The organism is Parabacteroides gordonii MS-1 = DSM 23371, from assembly GCF_000969825.1.
In the GTDB taxonomy this organism is placed as follows: Bacteria; Bacteroidota; Bacteroidia; order Bacteroidales; family Tannerellaceae; genus Parabacteroides; species Parabacteroides gordonii.
This window is the reverse complement of the sequence record NZ_KQ033919.1, coordinates 2093793-2112239: the sequence shown is the minus strand read 5'-3', so window position 1 is coordinate 2112239 and position 18447 is coordinate 2093793. Positions and strand designations below refer to the sequence as shown.

Below are 18447 nucleotides of genomic sequence, written 5' to 3'. Positions count from 1 at the left end.
AGTTATATGAAAAAGCTCTTAGTTGTGTTATTTGTTTTTGTGACAGGAATTACCTGGGCGCAGAAGTCGCCTGTCACAGTCGGCAATGATGGGAAATCCTGGACGTTGACGACAAATTCGTTTATTTATCAGATCCGTGTTTCCAACCAGGGAGTGGTGAATATGTTTTATTTTGGTGATAAGAACCAGAACCCGGATATGCTCAATAACCCGTTAGGTGAAGAAGTAACTGTACGTGGTGGCTATTCTGCTACAACCCCTATGCTGGAAGCGATCTTTAAAGATCGCGTGCGGGATATCGAATTGACTTATGCAGGTTCTGAAATACAGACGCAAGATGGATATACAGTGTTGGCTATCCATCAGAAAGATAACTTTTACCCGTTGTCTGTAACGGAATATATCCGTGTTTTGCCGGAATACGACCTGTTAGAGAAATGGGTGGAGATTAGCAATACGGGGAAGAAGGGGGATATTGAAATAGAGAATGCCCAATCGGGAACTTTCTTCCTTCCGAAAAATGCTTACGAACTGACGCATCTGTCCGGTAGATGGGGATATGAGTATCAGCAGAATGTAACAAAATTAACACAGGGACTGAAAACGCTTCAAACAAAAGATCTGCGTTCGTATGGTTCTTCTTTCTTTGCGATACGCCCCGAGGGGGAACAGGAAGAGACTTGTGGCGAAGTATGGTTCGGTACGTTGCAATACAGCGGTAACTGGCGTGTTGACCTTGAAAAATTCGCACCGGGTGAACTTCAGGCTACCTGCGGTATCAACTTCTGGGATCAGACGTTGATGCTCAAACCGGGTAAGAGCTTTACTACTCCTAAAATGATCATCGGCTATTCTGATCGTGGAATGGAAGGCGCTTCTCAGAACCTAGCTTCCTATACTCGTGAAAAAGTTCTTTATCCGTCGCATCGTGACCAGGTTCGTCCGGTTTTATATAACAGTTGGTATGCCACTACTTTCGATGTAAACGAAGAGCATCAGTTGGCACTGGCTAAGATTGCAAAAGATCTGGGTGTGGAGATCTTTGTGATTGACGATGGATGGTTTAAAGGCCGTGTCAACGATAAAGGCGGTCTGGGTGACTGGACAGTAGATAAGAACAAGTTCCCCAATGGTTTGCAGCCCATGATCCAGAAGATCAATGATATGGGACTCGATTTCGGGATCTGGATAGAGCCGGAAATGGTTAATCCCAACAGCGACCTGTATCGTCAGCATCCGGACTGGGTGTTCCATTATCCGAACCGTACCCGTCATGAAACGCGTAACCAGTTGATGCTGAACCTTGCCCGTGAAGATGTCTATCAGTATTTATATACCTGTTTCTCTACATTATTGCGTGAAAACAATATCAAGTTTATCAAATGGGATATGAACAGGGGCGTTACTGAGCCCGGTTTCCTTGCTGCTCCGACTGATGAACAACGTGCTGTCCGTATTAAGTATGTCGAGAACCTGTACCGTCTGCTTGAAACATTACGGTCGGAATTTCCGGAAGTATGGTTTGAGAATTGCGCCGGTGGAGGTGGTAGAGTGGATCTGGGTATGATGGCCCGTACTGATTTCTGTTGGGCAAGTGATAATACCGATCCGGTGGAAAGGACATTTATACAACATTCCTTCCTGAATGTTTTTCCCGCTAACTCAATGATCAGTTGGGTGACACAGGAAGATTGGCACGGCCAGAACCATCCGCTCGAATTTAAGTTCGATGTCTCCATGTGCGGTGTACTGGGTGTTGGCTATGACATAACGAAATGGACAGATAAGGAGAAAGAGGTGGCACGTGAGAAGATCGCCCGGTATAAAGAGATCCGTGAAACTGTTCACAAAGGGGATCATTACCGCCTGGTTTCACCTTATGAGAATAACCGGAGCGTACTTCAGTTTGTAAATAAGCCGAAGTCCGAATCCATCGTGTTCGTATATAATCTGGCAGAATATCCCAATAACGCGATACTGGAAACGAAACGTCCTAAAAACGTTAAGTTACGTGGACTGCAACCGGATGCTTCCTATCAGATCGAAGGAATGGAAGGTCTTTGTAAAGGTAGCCAGCTGATGAATATAGGTGTGGAATTCCCTTTGTATGGTGCATTCAAGAGTCGGATATTTAAAATAGTAAAACAATAAAGCATAGTCTCGTTGATGAAATTACTATCTGCATCAACCTTCAGCGGAGGAAGCCAGTCTTCTTCCGCTGAACTGGTTACATTAAGGAACCGTAACGGGCTTGTTGCCCAGTTTACCAACTATGGTGCCCGCTGGGTCAGTATGTGGACACCCGACCGTAACGGGAACCTGTCTGATATTATCCTCGGGTTCGATACGATCGATGGTTATCTGACAGCGGGCGAAAGGTATCACGGTGCTATTGTTGGCCGTGTTTGCGGACGGATCAGTAATGCCCGTTTCAAAATAAGAGAGCAGGAGTATCTGCTCGCTTCCAACGATGCATACGGTACACCTGTTCGTAACCATTTACACGGTGGAATCGATGCTTTTCACAACCGTTACTGGAAATCCCGTAAATATATTACTCCCTCTGGAGAGGAGGCTGTCGAGTTCACAAATAGTTCACAAAGCGGTGAAGAGGGCTATCCCGGCAACCTGCAAGTAAAAGTTACGTACCTGCTGAAGGAAGATAATACTCTCCGGATGGAATGTGAAGCAACGACCGATCGTCCGACCCCCGTTAACCTGACGAATCATGCTTTCTTCAACCTGCAATTCTCTTCCCGAATGTCCGGGAAAAAGAATGTCTTATCCCATCTGCTTACCCTCAATGCTTCTGCTATCATTGCCTGCGACAGCGAGTTGATCCCAACAGGCCGGCTGCTTCCGGTTGATAATACGTTGCTGGATTTCCGTGCCCCCCGTACCATAGCCTCGTCGTTAACGCAGGAACATTCGCAAATACAAAAGGGAAAAGGTTTCTCTCTGGCCTATGCTTTAGACGTAGCAGAGGATGGCGGATTAAACTTTGCTGCCCGCCTGTCGGATGAAATCAGCGGAAGAAAGATGGAGATTTATACCAATCAACCCTCTGTCCAGGTATATAACGGCTATTTTATGGACGGAACAGATATTGGAAAGGATCAAACTCCCTACTATGCCAGTGCCGGTATCGCCATCGAGCCCCAGGGTTATCCGGATGCTCCCAACCAACCCTCTTTCCCTTCCATCCTGATCGATGAAACGGAAGAGTACCGCCATATCACGGAGTATCGTTTTCCTTCGGATTGAGATTTACCCTTACTTTGTTCCTTTTTTGGGGCATATTTACCCCTACTTTGTGTCTGATAGAAGCATAATTTACCCTTACTTTGTGCTTTCAGTGTTCATTAGTGTCGTATCGTTGTTGATATTCAATAAAAGTGAGTATGAACCCGTACTTGGTGAACTTCTCCTTACAAGTACTATTATTAATCCCTGCTCTTATTAATACTAATGTAGGGACTAACTAATTCAAAGCTTACTACTCAGTATTGCCAGGGTGTACAGGGTAATAAACCAAGGTGTACACCGTAATCGGCTATCCTGTACACCCTGGTAGATTACCCTGTACACCTTAGTTTTACTGGATAAGGAGTCTTGAATTAGTTAGTCGGCACTTTACATTTAGTTGGATATGATGTTGCGATTAGTTGTTCAGGTGATGGGGGATGGTATTTCGGTTGTGTTGATTGGATTTGTAGGTATGTACCCTATGGATAAAGTCTCTTCCAGAGTATATGATGATGTTTCAGGAGTATGATTATGAACCCTAAAATGATAGCAGATGAAGGCACATCTATATAGTGCCTTCATCTGCTATACATTGATAATTAAGGAAAGATTCATTGAATGAACCCGATGAATGCGTTTCCTTATAAACCTAATTTTGTTTTGATTGCTTTTGGGATAGCATCCTTGTGTACCATTACATAAATAGTCTTGGCACGGACGAAGCTTTCCGACATATTCAGGTAACCACCGAACTTGTTGCGGTCTGTGCCCCAGGAGTTCTTGGTGATATAATATTTTGTGCCGTTCTGATCTTTAGCGATACCGGTCAGGTGCATCAGGTGGTCGTCGGTAGTGACGAATGCTTCGAAGCCATCCTGACGGACTTCGGGAGTTACTTGGATCTCCGGATAAGGCTGTTCGAATTTATATACTTCTTCCAGACGTTCTTTTTCGTCCATCTTTTCGAAACGGGCACGGTCGGTGTTCGAGAAGTCTTCCACCTTCTTTACTTCCGGGTTGATTGCTACGCCATTTTTGAAAGAGAAGCCTTTCTCGCTTACATCACCATCCCAGCATACGGTGAAACCGTTGTTTAAGGCATAATCTACCGTTTCCATCATTTCATTGAGCGGTAGGTTATACATCAGCGAATGTTCCCAGTTGTCGGGTACTTCCACGTCGAACTTTACGTAATACGGATGATGCGTGAAGCTGGTCAGCTCGATGTAGTCGTCCATATTCAGTCCCAGGGAAGCGGCAAACGACTTCGGGGTATATTCTTTCCCTTTGTAGGTGAACTTAGCCGGAAGTTTGCCCAGATAAGTATCGAACAGGTTTTCGATCAGCTTGTCGTATTCGGGGCTGCGTTTCTTGTTTTTTACGGCAACGTCGGCGATCGCTTTCATGTATTGAACCAGTTCGCTGTGGTTATGGCGTTCGGAATCGTAGTTGATACCTTTGTACACCTCTTCCGGCACGATACCGACCTGGCGGTAAGCGTTCATGAAGGTATGCGAAAGGCTTCCCTGTCCGATATTGCCTTCCCCGCGGCGCAGGTAGTTATCTTGTAGCTGGTTCATGTATTTCTGGCGTACGATAAACATTTCGGAAAGGTCGTATTCTCCTTTTCCCATGCGCAACAATTCCGACTCCATAAATGAAGTCGTGGCGAAGCACCAGCAAGTACCGGTTGCCGCCTGGTTCTTTACGGGAGTGGCCGGAACCGTTACCACTTCGGTAAACTGATAGCCTTGTGCAAATGCGCTTAAAGCGGAAAGCAGCAAGGCGCAGGAAATAAATAATGCTTTCATAAGATATGATTTAATTGTTTGTGTTTATAATTTAGAAACCTCTTGCGAACATCTTCCAGAATTCGTCTGCCATGTCTTCCCAGCGTTGCATGGTGGCTCCGGCAAAGTCGGAGGTGTAGCCTGTGAGGTATGCTTTGGCGGCATCATCGCCTTTTGCTTGCTGTATCTGTTTGTACTGGCTTTCTACGAAAGGCAATTCCCGCTGTCCTTTGTCTTCAAAATGCATGATTGCATTTTGCATAGTTTCTTTGGTTAGTCCCCAGCGTACGGTCGCCAGCTTGTTGGCTTCACGGAACGACCAGATCGCTGCATCGTCGCGGTGACGGTGCTGTCCGCAGATAGCAAAAGAGGGAGGAAGTGCGGTGGAACCGGCAAAAATGGGGAAACGCGGGCTTTGTCCCGGGTTGTCGAACGACATCCAGGCAATACCGCCGATAGCATCGGGCAACCAGCTGCGTAACTGGATCACGTGCGAATAAGAACACTGCGGCACAGCGACCAGGCGGTTGCGGGTTACTGTCCCCTCTTTCACACCGTTCAGCATATTGATCATATCGGTTGTCATCCACGGATTAGCCGACGCACTGGTAATCGAGTCTTTTTCCTGGCTGTCCTTCTTCTTGGCCAGCACTTTCAGGTTCTTCGTCACGTCCCATTCGGTACCTTCGTATGTTTCACGTAAAAGTGCCATTACATCGGTTACGGAAACGGCCTTGTCAGGCTTTACGCTTAACGGCAGCTCTTCCGAGTCGTAAGACAGATGCAGGGAGGGAGCCAGTTTGTTTAATATGAAGAACTCGCGGAGGCTGTACGATTTGAGTTCGCCGAAATAGTTTCCGCCGCTATATGCTTTCCAGAAGCGGAACGGTTCTTTTCCGTCCCAGAAGCCCATCTTTTTGGCTACGTCGAACACGTTGTCTGAAGCCATATAGTTATCCTTATCCTTTAAATCTAAGGTAGAAATGCGGGAAACGTTTGCCGATACGCTGACGTGGTCGTCCGGAATACGGACGGCAGCCCATACACCGCCGATCTTATCCGGCCCTTCTCCAAAGATCTCGAAGATCCAGACTTCGTTTGGGTCGGCAATCGTCAGGCATTCACCGGAGTCGCTGTAGCCATACTCCTTCACCAGTTTTCCCATCAGGCGGATAGCGTCGCGGGCTGTCGAGCAGCGTTGCAATGCGATCTTTTGAAGTTCTTCGATCATAAACATTCCCTTTTCGTTAACCATTTCCTTGCGGCCGGAGATAGTCGTCTCGCCGATGCCCAATTGCTTTTCGTTGAGACAAGGGTAGGAGGTATTCAGGAACTGATAGGTGGAACGGGCCTGCGGGATGGTTCCTTTCAGCCTGACGTTCGTTTCGTCACCCGGATATTCCGTGTGCATCCGGCCTGTGTAGATGGCAACGGTGGTGTCGCGGTCGTAAGTGGCGGCGGCAACGATATCCATCCAGGTTCGGTAGTTGGAGTCACAGGTGTGACTGGTCATTACGGAGCCGTCTGCCGAGGCTTTTTTACCGACCATAATACTAGTGCAACTCTCCGGGCTGTTCACCGGCTGGGAGTATTCTATCTCCTGCGCAGATGAGATCAGGCAGTGGCAGATAAGTGTAAGAGTTAAGATAAACAGTTTGTTCATGTGTTCGTCATTTGATTTATCCGTTAAAGATACAAACTGTATCGGAATAATTACATATATTTGCCCAAATCTAAGCTGTGTACGATAACACAACAACTATAATTACCATGAGAAAGCTATTTTCAGTCGTTTTATTGTCTGTATTCCTTATGTTGCCGGCTTTGGCACAGTTGGCGGTGTTTCCTACACCTGCCAGGGTGGTGGGGCAAAAAGGCTCGTTTACGGTAGGAATGAATCCGAAGATCAGCGGGAATGGCGGGTACGCCGATGTCCTCGCAAAGAAACTACAATCAGAATTGAAGGCCACAGGAAAGCAATCTTCCGCTACCGGAGGAGAGATCCGCCTGGTGCTGGACGAGAAGTTGAGGATGGCTGACGAAGCCTATTCCCTGAATATCTTACCGGAAACGGTTTTACTGGAAGCTTCTTCCGAGTCGGGTCTGTTCCATGCCAAAGAAGCCCTGTTGCAGTTGGTTCGTTTTGGCGATGGTAGCTTGAAAGCCTGCCGGATCGAAGACCAGCTGCGTTACGAATGGAGAGGGTTCATGCTGGACGAAAGCCGTCACTTCTTCGGGAAAGAAAAGGTAAAACAATATCTCGAAATTATGGCATCCCTCCGTATGAATGTCTTTCACTGGCATTTGACCGACGAACCGGGCTGGCGTATTGAGATCAAGAAATATCCGAAGCTGACGTCCGTCGGCGCTATCGGTAACTGGCACGATCCGGAAGCACCGGCACAGTTCTATACACAGGAAGATATCAAAGAGATCGTTGCCTATGCAGCCGACCGCCATATCATGGTCGTTCCGGAGTTCGATATGCCGGGGCATGCAACGGCTGTCTGCCGTTCTTATCCGGAACTGTCGGGCGGGGGAGAAGGTAAATGGGACGGTTTCACTTTCCATCCCTGTAAAGAGACGACTTACCAGTTTATCAGTGATGTGCTGGATGAAATCGTAGCCTTGTTCCCGTCTCCCTATATCCATATCGGAGGGGATGAAGTGCATTATGGTAATCAAAGCTGGTTCACCGACCCGGAGATTCAACAGTTCATTAAGGATAAGAAATTACAGAACGAGACAGGGCTGGAACATTATTTCGTAAGACGTGCAGCCGATATCGTAGCCTCTAAAGGGAAAACAATGATCGGCTGGGATGAAATCATCGATGCAGGCGTTTCTCCTGATAAAGCCGTTATCATGTGGTGGCGCCACGACCGCAAGCATCAGTTGGTGAAGGCGTTGGAGAACGGTTTCCGTGTGATTATGACCCCGCGTCGTCCGTTGTATGCCGACTTTGTACAATACAGTACCCATAAGGTAGGACGCCTGTGGAACGGTTACGACCCTATCGAGGATATTTATCGTTTCCCCGATCCGATCATTCACCTGACGAAAGATTATGAAGACCAGGTGATGGGTATGCAATTCTCTTTGTGGACAGAACGTGTAGCAGATGAGAAGCGGTTGGATTATATGACATTCCCTCGTCTGGCGGCTGTCGCCGAGTCGGCCTGGACACCTGCAAAAGCGAAAGAAAGCAGTCTCTTTATGAAGAAGTTGCCTTACTTCCTGCAATACCTCGATACATTCGGTATCTATTATTTTAATCCGTTCAATCCCGATTCTACTCCCGAGCCGGATGCGCCCGAGAAAGAAGATGTACTGCAGAACGGTTAAATGCAAATAAAAAGGGCGGAGTTCCGAACTCCGCCCTTCAGGCTTTATGTATAGTATAGATTAGTATCTTTTCTTACGGGCAGTACGGTCGGCCGTATCACGTCTCCAAGGCTTTTCGCCGTTACGTCTGTCGGTCGTGCTACCGCTGAAGCCCCCTTCGCGTTTACCTTTATAGCCGCCACCGCCTTTGTAACCACCTCTGGAACCGGCACCACCACCGCGTGTGCTACCTCCACCCCGGCTGAATCCACCGCCACCGCGGCTACCTCTGCCTTCGCTTTTACCTTGTGCAGGCTCTACGGAGATACGGCGTCCGTCTATTTCGAAGCCGTTCATGCTGTCCATTACGCGTTGTGCTTCGCCTTCTTCCACTTCGAAGAATGAGAAGTTGTCGCGCAGGTCGATCTTTCCGATACGTACTTTACCCGGTACGCATTTGTTGACCAGTTCGATCAACTGGTTCGGATACAAACCGTCAGCCTTACCGAAGTTGAGGAAGAAACGGGAGTAACCTTCTTCTGCCGTGAAAGTACGGTGTTCGCCACGTTCACCGCTGCGTTCAGAGCGATCCATACGGGCTGAGCGTTCATCCACATCCTGTATTTCGTCGGCATCTTTATAATAGTCGATCATACGGTTGAATTCCAGGGAAACAACACGTTTGATGATATCTTCCTTATCCAGCCATTCGAGCTTGCGATAGATCTGCGGCATCAGCGTTTCGATTTCCTCTTCGTTTACTTTTACCTTTTCGATCTGGTCGACGAGGTTGAACAGCTGCTTTTCGCAGATGTCGTGTCCGCTGGGCATAACGCCTTTCTCGAATTTCTTCTTGATGATATTCTCGATCTGGCGGATCTTACCTTTTTCCTTTACGTGGCAGATAGAGATAGAAATACCTGTCTTACCGGCACGTCCGGTACGTCCGCGGCGGTGTGTATAGGATTCTACTTCATCAGGCAGACCGTAGTTGATTACGTGTGTCAGGTCGTCTACGTCGAGTCCGCGGGCAGCCACGTCTGTAGCAACCAGCAACTGGATGTTCTTTACGCGGAACTTCTGCATTACATAGTCGCGCTGTGCCTGACTCAGTTCGCCATGCAGAGAGTCGGCATTGTAACCGTCCTGTATCAGTTTGTCGGCAATTTCCTGTGTCTCCTTACGGGTGCGGCAGAAAACGATACCGTAGATGTTCGGATAAAAATCGGCGATACGTTTCAGTGCAAGATATTTATCTCTTGCCTGTACCATATAATAGATATCCTTGATGTTCTTGTTACCTTCGTTCTTGTTCCCGATAACGATCTCTTTCGGGTTCTTCATGTACTTCTTCATGATGCTGGCAATACCTTGCGGCATGGTAGCGGAGAAAAGTAACATGTTACGAGCCGGCGGAACTTCAGCGAGGATAGCGTTGATGCTATCTGTAAATCCCATGTTCAGCATTTCGTCTGCTTCATCCATGATGACACTCTTCACGGTGCCCAGATCTACCGTCTTGCGGTTCATCAGGTCTAAAAGACGTCCCGGAGTCGCTACAACTACGTGTACGCCGCGTTTTAAAGTCTTGATCTGACTTTCAATGCTTGATCCTCCGTATACCGGCAGTACCTTCAGGTTGTCGATATATTTGGAGTAGTCATTCAGGTCGTCCGCAATTTGCAGACAAAGTTCCCTGGTGGGACAAAGTATAAGTGCTTGAGGCTGATATCTTGTCACATCGATCTTCTGCAGGATGGGCAGACCGAATGCGGCTGTTTTTCCTGTTCCCGTTTGTGCTAATGCAATTACGTCGTTGTCTTCTCCCAGCAAGAAAGGAATCACTTCTTCCTGTACCGGCATGGGTGATTCATAACCCATTTCTTGAATTGCCTTCAATATGGGGGCGGCAACTCCTAATTCTTCAAATGTTTTCAAAATGTGATATATGTATATATAATAAATTCAGAGGGCACAAAGGTAGATAAATTATTCGGATTCACATTAATATAATAAAATATCTTTTAATGTATCCCGTTTCTTGTCGGTCAGGTGTAAGCCTTTTGACAGATATTTGTCTACCGAACCGTAATCTTTCCTGATCCGTTTCAGAACCAGGTCGATAAGCCCGTCATTGACCGTGAGCAATGCAGTGATCGTTTCCTGCGCATTTGTACTCAGGTCGCGCGCCATATAGGCCAGGTGTCCGATGTTGATATTCTCGTTGGAAGCCATATAGTCTTTCACTACGGTTTCTTCCGGTACCCCGAGGGCGAACAGCAGCATGGCTGTCAGGTAACCCGTACGGTCTTTCCCCATCGAACAGCTTATCAGGATCGGGTAATTGTCCTTATCCAGAAAAACATCGAGAGCCTTGGCATATTGCTCGCTGTAATCGGTCACGTATTGTAAATAGGTGTCCTGCATAAACAGGATCCCGTCTCCTTTACGCATACGGTCTTCCTGAATGCGGGTGACCACGTTATCCATATTCTTGATGGGAATAGGGATGCGGACAATGTTGGCGTTGGAATAACGCAGGGGGTTGACGGCCACTTCATCGTTTCCACGCAGGTCTATAACAGTCTTTATATGCAGATTGTTCAGGCGGATAGAGTCCCATTCGCTCAGGGAACTGAGCTGTCCGGAGCGGTATACTTGTCCCCAGCGGGTTGTTTTATGGTTGTGGACGGTTCCGTAACCGCCTATCTCGCGTACATTCTGTATGCTGTCCATTCCGACGGAACGGGCACCGATTGTTTTGAAGTATTTATCGTTGAAAGACAGCAGGAAGTATTTACGCGACATATTGTCGTTGGTAATGTAGGTGAAAACGCCGTCGTTGATATTGGCGTATCCTGCCGGAAGGGATTTGTTGAATGTTTCCGGATCATCGGACACATACATTTTTAGGATGCCGTCTATCTGCGGTTCTGTTTCCCACTTGATAATATAGTTCCCTATACCATCGCGCAGGCATATCGTCCGTATTTCAGGGTTGTTGGACGAACAGCCTATCAATAGTGCTACACAGGCGAGCAATGATGAAACTCTTACAAATATTGTCTTTCTAGCATACATACTTTACAAAGATAATAAATCCAGCTCTTTATAGTACCAGAGTTAATGATATTTAAGACTACCGGCCGTATGAGGCGGCGAATTCTTTAGAAATGTAATTATCGTAGCTCTGGCATACTTCGGTGGCCAGGTCGATACCGCAACGGATGACCTTTGCCCAGGCTTCTTTGCTCATGGTTGAAAGATCATGGTATCCGATATTATATTTCAGTAGCCCGTAGATGATGCCTGCATTGAAATTATCCCCGGCTCCGATGGTGCTGACCGGTTGGATAGGTGCGGTATCGAAATGTTCTTCCAGCTTACCGGTATAAAGATTAATGCCATCGGCTCCGTGGGTGGAGATGAAACGGTCGCAATAGAACTTGATATGATCCGTATAGATCCGTTTGGCATCCGATTTACCGAAGATATTGAAGAAATCTTCATCCGAGCCGCGTACGATGTCGGCATATTCCAGATTATCCAGGATAGTAGGAGTGAGGTAGATCGCTTCGTGCGCATGCGCCTTGCGGAAGTTCGGGTCATAATAGATAATGGCCTTCCGCTCTTTGGCATATTCCAGGAATTCTACCATCCGTTCGCGTAAAACCGGATTCAGGGAATAATAGGAGCCGAAGATAAAGATGTCGTCTTCGTTGATGACAGGCAGGGGTACTTCCAGCCGTTGCTTCGGGTAATCCTTGTAAAATGTGTAATTGGCATTGTTCTCGTTGTCGAGGAAAGCCAGCGATATAGGGCTTTTCCCATCGGGGAAACGGTCTACGAATTCCGTAGAGATATGGTTCTCTTCCATAAACTGACGGATAATATCGCCGACGTGGTCGTTGCCGACTTCGCTGATAAAAGAAACCGGAATTCCCAGACGACCCAGCGATACTAATCCGTTAAAGACTGATCCGCCCGGCACAGCTGTATGCGGCTGGTTGTTCTTGAAAATGATGTCGAGAATGGTTTCTCCAATGCCAATAACTTTTCTCATATATGTTGGTTTGTTTATAGACTATTCGTGCTTGCTCTGTTCGCGGCTTTTCGAACCGAGGTAACCGCCGTGATGGCGTTTCGCATAATCTTTATTGTTGAAATTGATCCTTTTCATCGTACCGACTACCAGGATATCCCCGATAACTGTCATCACAGTCGTAGAAGTGGTAGGAGTAAGGCCCAGCGGACAAACTTCCTTGGGGGCTCCGGTAAGCAACTGCACGGTCGCTTCTTTGGCCAGCGGGCTGTCCGCATTGCTGGTGATAACGATAAATTTCATATCCGGCACGAGTCCGCGGGTCAGGTCTACCAACTCGATCAGCTCGCGTGTCTTTCCGGAGTTGGAGATCAGCAGCATGATATCGTTGTTCCGTACAATCCCGAGGTCGCCGTGTTGTGCTTCGCTGGGGTGCAGGAATGAGGTGGGTGTTCCCGTGGAACTGAAGGTTGTGGCAATATTCATTGCAATTTGCCCGGCTTTCCCCATTCCGCTGGTGATTAGTTTCCCCCCCAGTTCGTGAACATGTTTTACAATGAGGGTTACAGCTTCTTCATAGCCGGAGCTAACGGGAATATTCAGGACTGCTGCAGCTTCCTGCTGCAGGATGCAGGCGATTGCTTCGTTTGACATAGATACTTTATTAATTATACAATAATCTCTAACAGTTTGCAAAAATACGATTTTAATCGGTTGGTTACTGTATCTCGTTGTTTTTTTAACGCAGGTATGTAGTTTCAGTCGGTGACTTTGTCTAAAGCAGAGATAATTATCTGTTATCGAATATTTGTTGTACTTTTGCGGGTCAATTAAGCAAAAAGAAGCAATGCATTATTTCTCACATATCTTACCTAATGGTCTTCGTATGGTACACCTGCCGATGGAATCGCCGGTTTCATACTGTGGTTTTGCTGTCAATGCCGGAACACGAGACGAAGAAGCGAACGAGTTCGGCCTGGCGCATTTCGTAGAACATATGATGTTTAAAGGCACCGAAAAGCGTAAATCCTGGCATATCCTGAACCGAATGGAGAATGTAGGGGGCGAATTGAATGCCTATACCACCAAGGAAGAGACATTTGTTTATTCCATCTTTATGGAAGAACATTATCAGCGTGCTTTCGAACTGCTGACCGACCTGATCTTCCACTCCCAGTTTCCGCAGCAGGAGATCGAGAAGGAAGTGGATGTGATTCTGGATGAAATCAATTCGTATGAGGATAGCCCTTCCGAACTTATCTTCGATGAATTCGAGAATTTACTTTATGACGGACATGCTTTAGGCCATAATATATTGGGAGACGAGGCTTCCCTGCTGAGTTTTAATTCGGAATCGGGCCGTTCGTTCATGCGCCGTTTCTATGCACCGGAGAATATGGTATTCTTTTCGATGGGGCGTGTGGATTTTAAGAAGATCGTGAAACTGGCGGAAAGTCTGTTGTCGGATATCGCTTTCCCGATTGCTTCCCGCAACCGGGTGGCGCCTGCCGAAATCCTTCCGTGTGTGAAGAAGGTGCATAAGGATACGCACCAGGCACATGTACTGATCGGTAGCCGCGCTTATAGTATGCATGATGAAAAACGGATACCGTTGTTCCTGCTTAATAATATGTTGGGTGGCCCGGGTATGAACAACCGCCTGAATGTCTCACTCCGTGAGAAGCATGGATTGGTTTATAATGTGGAATCGAATGTTACTTCTTATACCGATACCGGTTTAGCCAGTATCTACTTCGGTACCGATCCGAAGAATATGGAGAAGGCGCTGAAGCTGGTTCATAAAGAGTTAGGTAAGATACGTGACGTTAAGTTGTCCACTACACAACTGGCTGCTGCCAAGAAACAGGTAATCGGTCAGTTGGGTGTTTCAGGAGATAACAAAGAAGGGCTTTTCCTCGGACTGGGAAAAAGCTTCCTCCACTACAACCGCTATGATACCCTCCCGGAAGTTTTCAGCAAGGTCGAAAGCCTGACAGCCGAAGAGATACAGGAGGTAGCGAATGAGGTATTTGCACCGGAGCGGTTGTTTAGCCTGATTTATCAGTAATATACGATATTTATCATACAAAATGTATGATGTTTTACCAACATTCCGCCTTGTCCTTCAGTTCCGGGATGCTGTCTTTTGTGAATACAGGGCTTGCTATTCCTTTTCGTTTCTGGGTGATGTAATCGTTGAGTAAGAGGAATGCCTGGCGGCTGAGCAGGGAGATGGCAATCAGGTTGCAGATCGTCATTAATCCCATTGTTATATCGGCCAGGCTCCAGGCCAGGTCGAGGCTTGCCAAAGCACCGAACATCACCATTCCACCGACTAACAGACGGTAGGTGAACAATACGCTTTTCTTTTGGGTGACGAACCGTATATTGGCCTCTCCGTAATAATAATTACCGATAATACTACTGAATGCAAACAGCAAAATGGCTACAGCGACGAAGATGCTGCCGATACTTCCTACTTCATTGGTCAGGGCATGTTGTGTCAGTTGCACGCCGTTCACGCTTCCGTCGAGCGGGGCACCACTGAAAAGGATGATGAAAGCCGTACAAGTACAGATGATCAGTGTATCGGTGAAAACGCCTAATGTCTGGATCAGGCCTTGTTTGACCGGATGAGACACGTCTGCTGTTGCGGCCACGTTCGGGGCGGAACCCATACCGGCTTCGTTGCTGAACAATCCTCGTTTGATTCCCTGCATCAGTGCTGCTCCGATACTGCCGCCGAGAGCCTGTTCCCAACCGAAAGCATTACCGATGATCAGTTCCAGTACAGCCGGAAGTTTTCCTATATTGAAAAGTACGATCCCTAATGCCAGCGCAACGTATCCGAGAGCCATCACCGGAACGATAATGCTGCTTACCTTGGCGATCCGCTGAATACCTCCGAAAATGATCAGGATAGTGAGTACGGTCAGTATTCCGCCGATGATCCGGTGGTCGAACCCGAATGCTCCTTCCCATGCTGCACAAATCGTATTGCTCTGTACGGAATTAAAGGCAAAGCCGAACGTGATAGAGATCAATACGGCAAAAAATACACCCATCCATCGCAATCCAAGTCCGCGTTCCATATAATAAGCAGGCCCGCCGATGAAAGAGTCTTTCCCTCTTTTCTTGTACAGTTGAGCCAGTGTGGATTCGACAAATGCACTGGAAGCTCCGAATAAGGCAATGATCCACATCCAGAATACGGCACCCGGGCCACCGACTGCAATTGCTGTGGCTACTCCGGCCAGATTGCCTGTTCCTACGCGGCTGGCCAATGAAACCGCAAAAGCCTGGAAGGAAGAAATATGTTTTTCACCGTTTTTAGTTTTTCCGGTGGAGTCGCCAAGCAATTTTATCATTTCTTTAATCATGCGGAACTGTACGAAACGGGTTTTGAAGGTAAACCATATTGCACAGCCCAACAGCATGATTATTAGTATGTACGACCATAATACATCGTTGATGGCGCTAATCCAGGTGTTTAATATATCCATGTGTTTTGTTCGTTTTGTCTCAAAGATACAGGTTTTCTTTTATTCTGTAGATTAAGATGTTAAACAGGTGTGAAAAAATAGTTGCATTTTTTCCTGCTGAATGGTGTAACCTTTTTCCTGTTTGCTTCGTCTTACTAGCAGAAACAAACAAAAAGGCAGGATAGGCCACCCTGCCAGAAAGAAATAAACAATAAACTTATGAAACGGATAATATTCGGGATCATGCTGCTCGGCTGCATGATGCAGGGAGCTTTTGCTCAAAATTTAGGGATAAAAGGTTTGGTGAAAGACGGCCGGAATAAAGAACCGCTTGAATTTGCCAATGTGGTTCTACAAACGCTAGACTCTGTCTTTATAACCGGAACAACTACCGATGGAAAGGGGCATTTTGCTTTGGATAAGGTGAAGGCGGGCGATTACCTGCTGGCTATTTCCAGCCTGGGGTACGAAACGCAATATGTTGCTTTGAAGGGATTTAATAAGAGTATAACACTGAACGATATCCCGATGGAAGATGCGGCCGTCTCACTGGATGGCGTTACTGTCAGTGCTTCCAACACGAGTAGCCGCTCCGACCGCAAACTGGTGTTTCCTTCCGACCGTCAGGTAAAAGCATCTACTAACGGAATGGATTTGCTGCAACAGTTGATGTTGCCGAAGATAACGGTAAACCCGATGTCGAATGAGATCAAAGTGCCGGGAAACGGAGAAGTTCAACTTCGTATCAATGGAGTGAAGGTGGAGTTGGATGAAGTCAAATCCTTGTTACCTGCTGATATTATTCGTATCGAATTCCATGATAATCCGGGCTTGCGTTATGGAAATGCCGAAGTCGTACTCGACTATATCGTTCGCCGGCCTGAAACGGGAGGAAGTCTCAGTGTGGATATGAGCCAGGGACTGAATGCTTTATGGGGCGAACACCGGGTTTCAGGAAAGATCAATCATAAGAAATCGGAGTTTGGTGCTTCTTACCGGATCGGGCCGCGCGATTTCTATGGCCTTTCCAGAGATAATGAAGAAATATTCCATCTGGCCGACGGCACTGTATTACACCGGAAAGAAAAAGGTGATCCGGCTCACGGGCGTATGTTCATGCATAACCTGAACCTGAATTACAGTGTGCAGGATCCTGAAAAGTATCTGTTCAACGCTACGTTCCGTTATTGGAATAACCATCAGCCGCACTGGGATTATCGCGGGGTTTTATCTAACCAGGATAATCCGGCGGATTATGTAGATATGGTCGACCTGAATAGCAGCGATAACCAGGTTCCGGCCCTGGATTTATATTACCAGCGTAATCTGAAGAATGACCAGACATTGGTGTTCAACGTGGTGGGAACTTACAACCGCACTTCTTCCCATCGTTTCTACCAGGAAAGCTGGGGTGAGGAATTACTGACGGATATCAATAACCGTGTTTCCGGAAATAAATATTCCCTGATCGGTGAAGCGATCTATGAAAAGAAACTGACTAACGGGAATCGTCTGAGCGGCGGTATCCGTCACACACAATCTTTCTCCGATAACGAATACCGGAACGGGCATGATTATGATACGCACATGGATCAATCGGAAAGCTTCCTTTACGGGGAATTTAAAGGAAAGGTTAAGAAACTGGATTATACGCTGGGCGTCGGCGTATCGCGTTCATTCTACAAACAGGAAGGGACGGACGACTCGTACCAGTATTATACCTTTAATCCCCGTTTTACTCTGCAATACGCTTTGCCTGGACAGTCATTTATCCGCCTGAGAGGTTATGTAGGTAATTCTTCTCCTTCCCTGGGTAACCTGAGTGCGATCGAACAGGTGATCGACTCCCTTCAGCTACAACGCGGCAACCCGCAATTGGAAGCCTATATGCGCTACCGTCTGGCACTTACTTACGAATATCAGAAAGGCATCTTCTATACGAACCTCGACGGTGCGTACGAATATCTGCCTAATCCTATTATGGATGAGAAATACCAGGAAGGGAACAAGATCATCCAAACCTGGAATAACCAGAAAAACTGGCAGCGTGTGACCGGTTCCGCCATGTTCCGTATTGGGCCGATCAAAGATATCCTGCAATTCTCTTTTACCGGCGGTGTAAACCATTATATCAGTAACGGGAATACTTATTCCCACCGTTATACCAACTGGTATTGCGAAGCACAGGCGTCGCTTACCTGGAAGAAGTTCATGCTGATGTATCAGATGAATACGAACTGGAACTGGTTCTGGGGCGAAACGTTGGAAGGAGGCGAGAATATCCAGCTGTTCATGGTGCGTTACAGCCATAAGAATTTATCGCTGGGTGTCGGTGCATTCAACCCGTTCTCCGATAACTATAAGGTGAAGACAGAGAACTGGAATCAGTATGCTTCCTACAAGAAAGCGATGTACATCAAGGAAAGCTCCCGTCTGTTCGTAGCTTCCGTCACGTATAACTTCTCTTTCGGCCGTACTTATAAAGCCGGGCAGAAGCGTCTGAACAATGCAGACAACGACTCCGGCGTAATGAGTACCGGTAAATAATATTCTTTGTATCTTT

Annotated in this window: 13 protein-coding genes; 6 read left to right on the top strand and 7 right to left on the bottom strand. The window is 47.0% G+C overall.

What is annotated here, in order from left to right; translation table 11 throughout:
* The first annotated feature begins 6 nt into the window (after window positions 1-6).
* From HMPREF1536_RS08380 to HMPREF1536_RS28350, 3 genes are all read left to right on the top strand, one after another.
* Window positions 7-2151 carry an alpha-galactosidase gene (locus tag HMPREF1536_RS08380; protein WP_028726591.1) on the top strand — a complete coding sequence of 715 codons (2145 nt, stop codon included), beginning with the start codon at window positions 7-9 and terminating at the stop codon, window positions 2149-2151.
* Between the two features lie 15 nt (window positions 2152-2166).
* Window positions 2167-3264, top strand: coding sequence for an aldose epimerase family protein (locus HMPREF1536_RS08375; protein WP_225607973.1), 1098 nt, complete (start codon window positions 2167-2169; stop codon window positions 3262-3264).
* 385 nt (window positions 3265-3649) lie between these two features.
* The gene (locus tag HMPREF1536_RS28350; RefSeq protein ID WP_259323224.1) at window positions 3650-3775 is read left to right on the top strand and encodes a hypothetical protein; all 126 of its coding nucleotides are present in this window, start codon (window positions 3650-3652) and stop codon (window positions 3773-3775) included.
* A gap of 112 nt (window positions 3776-3887) precedes the next feature.
* On the opposite strand, the gene HMPREF1536_RS08370 is transcribed toward HMPREF1536_RS28350, so the two are convergent.
* Both HMPREF1536_RS08370 and HMPREF1536_RS08365 read right to left on the bottom strand, forming a co-directional pair.
* Window positions 3888-5057 carry a C1 family peptidase gene (locus tag HMPREF1536_RS08370; protein ID WP_028726589.1) on the bottom strand — a complete coding sequence of 390 codons (1170 nt, stop codon included), beginning with the start codon at window positions 5055-5057 and terminating at the stop codon, window positions 3888-3890.
* A gap of 31 nt (window positions 5058-5088) precedes the next feature.
* Window positions 5089-6699: a dipeptidase gene (locus HMPREF1536_RS08365; RefSeq protein WP_028726588.1), complete on the bottom strand. Its 1611-nt coding sequence runs from the start codon at window positions 6697-6699 to the stop codon at window positions 5089-5091.
* Between the two features lie 107 nt (window positions 6700-6806).
* On the opposite strand from HMPREF1536_RS08365, the gene HMPREF1536_RS08360 reads away from it, so the two are divergent.
* The gene (locus HMPREF1536_RS08360) at window positions 6807-8381 is read left to right on the top strand and encodes a beta-N-acetylhexosaminidase (RefSeq protein WP_044191465.1); all 1575 of its coding nucleotides are present in this window, start codon (window positions 6807-6809) and stop codon (window positions 8379-8381) included.
* Window positions 8382-8441: 60 nt separating this feature from the next.
* Here the strand turns inward: HMPREF1536_RS08360 and HMPREF1536_RS08355 are convergent, their stop codons facing one another.
* The 4 genes from HMPREF1536_RS08355 to HMPREF1536_RS08340 all read right to left on the bottom strand — a co-directional run bounded on the left by HMPREF1536_RS08355 (window position 8442) and on the right by HMPREF1536_RS08340 (window position 13056).
* On the bottom strand, window positions 8442-10241 hold the full coding sequence (locus HMPREF1536_RS08355) for a DEAD/DEAH box helicase (protein ID WP_044191517.1): 1800 nt from the start codon (window positions 10239-10241) through the stop codon (window positions 8442-8444).
* A gap of 123 nt (window positions 10242-10364) precedes the next feature.
* The gene (locus tag HMPREF1536_RS08350) at window positions 10365-11441 is read right to left on the bottom strand and encodes a tyrosine-protein phosphatase (protein WP_044191463.1); all 1077 of its coding nucleotides are present in this window, start codon (window positions 11439-11441) and stop codon (window positions 10365-10367) included.
* Window positions 11442-11499: 58 nt separating this feature from the next.
* A complete protein-coding gene (locus HMPREF1536_RS08345) occupies window positions 11500-12423 on the bottom strand; it encodes a carbohydrate kinase family protein (RefSeq protein WP_028726584.1) in 924 nt (307 codons plus the stop codon).
* Window positions 12424-12444: 21 nt separating this feature from the next.
* The gene (locus tag HMPREF1536_RS08340) at window positions 12445-13056 is read right to left on the bottom strand and encodes an SIS domain-containing protein (RefSeq protein ID WP_028726583.1); all 612 of its coding nucleotides are present in this window, start codon (window positions 13054-13056) and stop codon (window positions 12445-12447) included.
* A gap of 193 nt (window positions 13057-13249) precedes the next feature.
* On the opposite strand from HMPREF1536_RS08340, the gene HMPREF1536_RS08335 reads away from it, so the two are divergent.
* Window positions 13250-14470 carry a M16 family metallopeptidase gene (locus HMPREF1536_RS08335; protein ID WP_028726582.1) on the top strand — a complete coding sequence of 407 codons (1221 nt, stop codon included), beginning with the start codon at window positions 13250-13252 and terminating at the stop codon, window positions 14468-14470.
* Window positions 14471-14504: 34 nt separating this feature from the next.
* Here HMPREF1536_RS08335 and HMPREF1536_RS08330 read toward each other — a convergent pair whose 3' ends face one another.
* Window positions 14505-15905 (bottom strand): alanine/glycine:cation symporter family protein, encoded by a 1401-nt coding sequence (locus HMPREF1536_RS08330; protein ID WP_028726581.1) that lies wholly within the window; start codon window positions 15903-15905, stop codon window positions 14505-14507.
* 198 nt (window positions 15906-16103) lie between these two features.
* Between HMPREF1536_RS08330 and HMPREF1536_RS08325 the strand changes: the two genes are divergently transcribed.
* Window positions 16104-18431 (top strand): TonB-dependent receptor, encoded by a 2328-nt coding sequence (locus HMPREF1536_RS08325; protein ID WP_028726580.1) that lies wholly within the window; start codon window positions 16104-16106, stop codon window positions 18429-18431.
* The last annotated feature ends 16 nt before the right edge of the window (window positions 18432-18447 follow it).